This is a genomic window from Xenorhabdus mauleonii, from assembly GCF_900113945.1.
GTDB lineage: Bacteria > Pseudomonadota > Gammaproteobacteria > Enterobacterales > Enterobacteriaceae > Xenorhabdus > Xenorhabdus mauleonii.
This window is the reverse complement of sequence record NZ_FORG01000052.1, coordinates 1-6,858: the sequence shown is the minus strand read 5'-3', so window position 1 is coordinate 6,858 and position 6,858 is coordinate 1. Positions and strand designations below refer to the sequence as shown.

Sequence of the window (6,858 nt, the reverse complement as noted above, 5' to 3'; positions counted from 1 at the left end):
AAAATCGGATCGATTTATGGTTAATATACGAGTCCATATCTGAATTCCTCACGAAATATGGGCTGTTGCCAGCGCTTGATCTTTATTGTGTTAAACATGTTGTGTTAAAAACATTTTTTTTAAGATATTGTTTTTAAAAATAGTCTTAAAAACCAATTTGCAGATTTATTACGCATATACATGTTATTCTCCAACGTACTGGTGTGTTGGCGATATTTCCTCGCTCATCCTGATTGTGCGTGTTATTTATCTAACGGGGATGATTTTCTTTTGACCAACCAGCAAATTGAATTTTATTGGGTATAACTATTCAATGAATATAAAAAGATAATATTCCCCATCCCTAACATACATTAGGAGTTTTTTTATCAGTCTGCGTAATGAATAATTATTATCGGGTGATAAAAAAAAGTAATGGCGTTATCTCTGTTGAAGTTTTTCTTTATTTTTATAGGAAAGTGGTATTTTACCGTATAGGTATTTTATCGATATTTTTCATCGCCAAAAAAAAGCCCAGATTTCACTGGGCCTGTTTTTTATTGCTACATATTAAAATATCATATTGGCATTTAACCCTTCCATATTGTTTAAATCAATTACGATCATTCCGTGAATGGTGTGGGCTATGATAATGCGTTTTTGAGGCAAAGCAAATATCCTCTAGCTTCTAGCTTCTTCTCTGCATCTGGAGAATCTGGATCATATGCATCGTAATTCAGCATATCTACACGATTACTGGTATGGAATGCCCCCATATTTATTTTAGAGTTTGTATAATTATATGTCCTATATGCGTTGTAAGTATCGTTAAGTGAGTCGTTTGGAGATAAAAAGATTATTATGTTATCAGTTTTATCTGTATTTTTATTGAAAATACCAAGATTTTTATCTGAACTCCGATACTCATTGATTAATGACACCAAATGCCTCTCTAGTGGATCATTGAATGCGTTAGGATTATTCTCCATTTTCTCAGGATATGGTATTTTTCCATTCTTATTGTGGAGGGAATATACATTACAAGTTTCAGTCTTTCTTTCGGGATATTTTTTATTTGCAGGATAATCTTTGCTATCAAGGGGGTAGAAAGGCGCTACCTGTAGCTTATTTGGGTTATAGAAGTAATGTTTGGGATTGAATCTATAGGTATAAACTATTTTGGCTCCGGTGGTGTTATCCGTGATGTTCGCAGCTACCGTCGCCACATGGTTAGGATCATTTTGGCTGCCTGACCATCCCCAGGTTGCCAGAGGGAATGTGATTTTACCCGTAGTCTGGTCTACCGCTGCATTTCGTTCATTGTCAACGCTGAAGTCAATGTGTTCCGATGATCCCACGGAATCTGGCGTTATCTGCGATGCCGTGGTTTGGTCTGGCTGTTTCCGGGTCAGGTACACTTCCAGTCTATCATGCACGTTGTGAGGCTTTTCTTGCTCATCAGCAGAAAATTCTTTCTTAAAGCCCGGGGCAACGGCTGACGTCAGCAAAATGCCGGCGGATTGTGGAATAGCTTCAAATTTCACTGGATTTGATGGCAGGGTTTGCGCATCTCCTATGGATGGCGTTAAGGTGGCTTCCACAATGATGTCATCAAACCCATAGTGACTCGTTAACTTGGTGACTAAATACCCCTCTCCATCGGTCATGGAATTCTCCGGCGTCACCAACTTCATCTGCTCTTTGGCGTTCCTGTTGTCTTTGATTTTCCAGGTCACACCAGAAATAGCCTGTTTGATGACCGGCTGATTCTGAGCATTGAGCACCTTGACTTTAAAGGTATACGTGTCTTGGCCGTTACCTTGCAGGGGGCCTGAAGGTTCTTGGACCATCTGCCCGTCAAACTTGACATTGTCGAAGTTGACTGTGCCATTCCCGCCCCCGATAGGGGTCTCTGCCATGCCATCCATCACCAGATAAATCTTGGTATTTTTGTCCAGGGGGGCTTTACTCGTGAGGGTGGCGGTCAATTGTCCTTCAGAACCACTTTTCCCTGATTTATCCCAGGTTAGTGTGGCCTCTTTATTCTCTGGTTTGAGATACCATTCCACGTTTGAGAACGAGTGATCCTTCAGTGGCATGTTATTTACGTTGTCGTGGGTGATAACGGCGGTCAGATCGTAAGCTGACTGACCATTGGCCACCAAGGGGCCTTCTATCATTTGCTTGAGTCTTTTCTCCTTAACGATAAAAGGCTCAACACGGATTTTCATTTGAGCTGTCTTTTGCCTGCCATCCTCACTATCGGCGCGGGCTGTTAAGGTATAGTTGTTGACTCCATCAGGCTTGTACGTTGGCAGCACCAGATCAATCTGGTTGTTGTTTTTGGGCATTATTGCCCCGCCGTTTTGAATAAACTGACGGTCAGTCTGCCAGTCAAGCTGTCTCACCGGTTTGTCGGAGTTGATATTAGCGGCTGCGCTGATCTTCTGGGCACTGAACCCGCTCCGAAGATTGTCCAGGGAGATCTCGAATTTCGGTTTTTTCTTGTATTCCAGCACAATATTGTTGTTTCTTTCCACCAGATCATAGCGGCTTCCTGCCAGTGTCCGCAGGGACGCTACACTGTTGGGGGAAATCTGGACATCAAAAGGGGTGCCAAAACGGTAATTCAGGTTGGCCTGAAACAGGGTTTCACTTTTTCCGCCGCTACCGTATTTGTAATCCACCCCCATGGTCACCAGCGGGATCGGGGTATAATTCAGGCCGATTCTGGCTAAACTGGGGTTTTTCTGCAGGGTATCACGATTAAACAGGGAGACGTTGTCACCATAGTATTGTTCATAGGCCAGCTTCCCGCCAAGGTTGGGATAGGCGGGCAAGTAAAATTCGCCATTGAGATCAAACCCATTGGCGGGGCGTTCATAGTAGTCCTGATTGGACAAGGCCTGATGCCATTCGGTCACGCGCCAATAGGTATTGGCCGAGAGCTTGATATAATCCGTCCAGGCTTCTCCCCCCACACCCAGCCGTTTATTTTTTCCCGTCAAGTCGTTGTCAAAGAAGGTATTGATCCCGTACATCCAACCGGGCGTAAAATAACGGCCGCCCAGCCCGAGGTTGAGAGTGTGGCGGCTATCCTTGTGCCGATACCCCAGTTGGGTAAATAGCAACCAGTCGGTTTTGTTGTCATACAGCGGCAGCAGCAGGTCGACCGCGCTGTTATCCAATTTTCCTTTTCTATCAAGGGAAAAATTAATTCTGGCGGTACCATAGCGGGACAGCCATTGTTGGGTTTCTGTCACGATGGTGTTATTTATTTTGCCTAATGCATAAGACTTGGCTTGTTCTGTCAATTGAGCGGGGGATGAGGACAGCACATTGCTGACCTGCTGGATATTTTGGGTCACCACCCCGACTTTATCATTTTCTGCTGGATTGGCAGTGGCTGGATTCAGCCAGGTTTCTCTTGCGGCCTTGTCCTCAAGCGACCTTTCCCCTGCCGAAAAGGCATTCATGGGTGTCATGGGCAGCAAAAGCGAATATAAAAGAACGGAAAATCGGATCGATTTATGGTTAATATACGAGTCCATATCTGAATTCCTCACGAAATATGGGCTGTTGCCAGCGCTTGATCTTTATTGTGTTAAACATGTTGTGTTAAAAACATTTTTTTTAAAACGTTATGTTAAAAATAGGGTGTTAAAAATATTGTGTTAGGGTCATGTGTTAAAAACCAATTTGCAGATTTATTACGCATATACATGTTATTCTTCAAGATGATGGTGTGTTGGTGATATTTCCTCACCCATCCTGATTGTGCGTGTTATTTATCTAACGGGGATGATTTTTTGACCAGCCAGCAAATTGATGTTTGTTGGGAAAACTATCCAATGAATATAAAAAGATAATATTCCCCACCCCTAACATACATTAGGATTTTTTTTATCAGTCTGCGTAATGAATAATTATTATCGGGTGATAAAAAAAGGTAATTGCATTATCTCTGTTGAAATCTGTCTTGATTATTTATGGGAAAACGGTGTTTTTCCTTATAGGTATTGATTTAAATGTGCCATAGTAAAATCCATTGGCGTTTAATCATGCTGTGTTTGTAATAGAATGAATTGAGCTGTTGGTTGGCTATTTTATCGATATTTGTACGTCCCATTAACAACAGGCCCAGTAAGTTCTGGGCCTGTTGTTTTTATTTTGCTCCACATTAAAGCATCATATTGACATTTAAATGGGCTGACTGATCGATTAATTTACTGGCTGATTATTATTTGGAATCGGTCGGTTCAAGACACACAACAAATTTCCTGTCAATTGTTTGTTATTATATGCCCCATCCCCTTTGGTATCATCTGGCGGTAATATTGAATTATTTCTGTAATTGAATAGAAAATACTTGGAGGCTTGGTCAGGTACTTGGGATGGAGAGCCATTCATGATTATGTACTCGTTTTTATGAGCAGTACTGTTGAAAATTCCGAGCTCTTTATCTACAGAGCCATATTCATTAACTAGCTCTGTTAGGAGAGTGATAGTTGGGTCAGTGAATGCGGCTAAATTGCCTTCTTTAGTCAGAGCGTCGGGATATTTATAGTGAAACTCAATTTGATCAGAAGAGTAAAAATCATCACAATTTGTTGGCCGTACAAGTGAAGTAGCCTTATCGGGGTCAACTTTCGTACCCGCCTTATGCACCGTACCCGCCGCTCGCACTAGCCTTATCATATTGGTATTATAGAAGTAATAGTTGGGGTTGAAGTGATAGGTATAAGTTGCTTTGGCTCCGGTGGTGTTATCCGTGACGCTCGCAATGACCGTGGCTTTATGATCAAGAATTATGTTAGGAGCGGACCATCCCCAGGTTCCCAGAGGGAATGTGATTTTACCCGTCTTCTGGTCTACCGCTGCATTTCGTTCATTGTCAACGCTGAAGTCAATGTGTTCCGATGATCCCCCGGCATCTACCATGATTGGCGATGCAGTGGTTTGGCCAGATTGTTTCCGGGTCAGGTACACTTCCAATTGATCATGCACGTTGTGAGGCCTTCCTTGCTCTTGGGCAGGGAACTCTTTACTAAAGTTCGGAGCAACGGCTGATTTCAGCAAAATGCCGGCCTGCTGTGGAACAACCTCAAATTTCACCGGTTTTGATGGCAGGGTTTGCGCACCTCCTGTGGATGGCGTTAAGGTGGCTTCCACAATGATGTCATCAAACCCATACTGGCTTGTTAACTTGGCGACTAAATACCCCTCTCCATCGGTCATGGAATTCTCCGGCGTCACCAGTTTCATCTGCTCTTTGGCGTCCTTGTCGTCTTTGATTTTCCAGGTCACACCGGAAATGACTTGTTTGATGATCGGCTGATTTTGGGCATTGAGTACCTTAACTTTAAAGGTATACGTATCTTGGCCGTTGCCTTTCAGAGAGCCTGAAGGCAGTTGAGTCATTTCCCCGTCGAACTTGACACCATCGAAGTTGACGGTATTTTCGCCACCTATCACGGTATCCTTCATGCCATCCATCACCAGAAAAATACGGGTACTTTTGTCCAGCGGCGTGGTACTGGTAAGGGTGGCGCTCAACTGCCCTTTGCCGTTCGTTTTCCCTGATTTATCCCACGCCAGTGTGGCCTTTTTATTCTCTGGTTTGAGGTACCATTTCACGTTTGAGAATACCTGATCTTTCAGTGGCGCTTTATGTTCGTTGCCGTGGGTGATGCTAGCAGTCAGCTCATAAGCGGATTGGCCGTTGGCAATCGCAGAGCCTTCTGTTGTTTGTTTGATACTTTTATCTTTAACCACAAAAGGTTCAACAATAATTTTCATTTGCGCAGTCCGTTGTCTGCCATCCTCGCTGTTAGCGTTAGCCCTGAGGGTATAGTCGTTGATGGCATCAGTCGCGGTATCGAATGTAGGCAGCACCAGTTCAAGCTGATTGCCGCGGGGTTTTATCACACCTTTATTTTTAAGGAATTGTGGATCTACCTGCCAATCAACCTGTTTCACCGGTTTTGCGGAAACAATAGTGGCATTCGTGGTGACAGGCTGGGCACTGAATCCGCTCACGAAATTGGGTAGGGTGAGATTGAATTCCGGTTTTTTCCTGTATTCCAGTACGATATTGTTGTTTCTTTCTACCAGATCGTAGCGGCTTCCCGCCAGTGTTCGCAGGGACGCTACACTGCTGGGGGAAAGCTGGACATCAAAAGGGGTGCCAAAACGGTAATTCAGGTTGGCCTGAAACAGGGTTTCACTTTTTCCGCCACTGCCGTATTTGTAATCCACTCCCATGGTCATTAGTGGGATCGGGGTATAATTCAGGCCGATCCTGGCCAGGCCGGGGTTTTTCTGCTGGGTATCACGATTAAACAGGGCTACATTGTCACCATAGTATTGTTCATAGGCCAGCTTCCCGCCAAGGTTGGGATAGGCGGGCAAGTAAAATTCGCCGTTGAGGTCAAATCCGTTGGCGGGGCGTTCATCGTATTCTTTGTTGGACAGGGCATGATGCCATTCGGTCACGCGCCAATAGGTATTGGCCGAGAGCTTGACATAATCTGTCCAGACTTCTCCTCCCACGCCCAGCCGTTTATTTTTTCCCGTCACATCATTGTCAAAGAAGGTATTGATCCCGTACATCCAACCGGGCGTAAAATAACGGCCACCCAGCCCGAGGTTGAGGGTGTGGCGGCTGTCCTTGTGCCGATACCCCAGTTGGGTAAATAGCAACCAGTCGGTTTTGTTGTCATACAGCGGCAGCAACAGGTCGACCGCGCTGTTATCCAATTTTCCCTTTCTATCAAGGGAAAAATTAATTCTGGCGGTGCCATAACGGGACAGCCATTGTTGGGTTTCAGTTGCAATGGTGTTATTTATTTTACCTAATGCGTAAGACTTGGCTTGTTC

Annotated in this window: 2 protein-coding genes; both read right to left on the bottom strand. The window is 44.2% G+C overall.

Features of this window, described 5'->3' with window-relative positions:
* Positions 1–623: 623 nt before the first annotated feature.
* On the bottom strand, positions 624–3,530 hold the full coding sequence (locus BM100_RS21615; RefSeq protein WP_092514773.1) for an inverse autotransporter beta domain-containing protein: 2,907 nt from the start codon (positions 3,528–3,530) through the stop codon (positions 624–626).
* Positions 3,531–4,200: 670 nt separating this feature from the next.
* Positions 4,201–6,858 (bottom strand): inverse autotransporter beta domain-containing protein (locus BM100_RS21610; protein WP_175494997.1); only part of this gene is annotated, 2,658 nt, incomplete at its 5' end.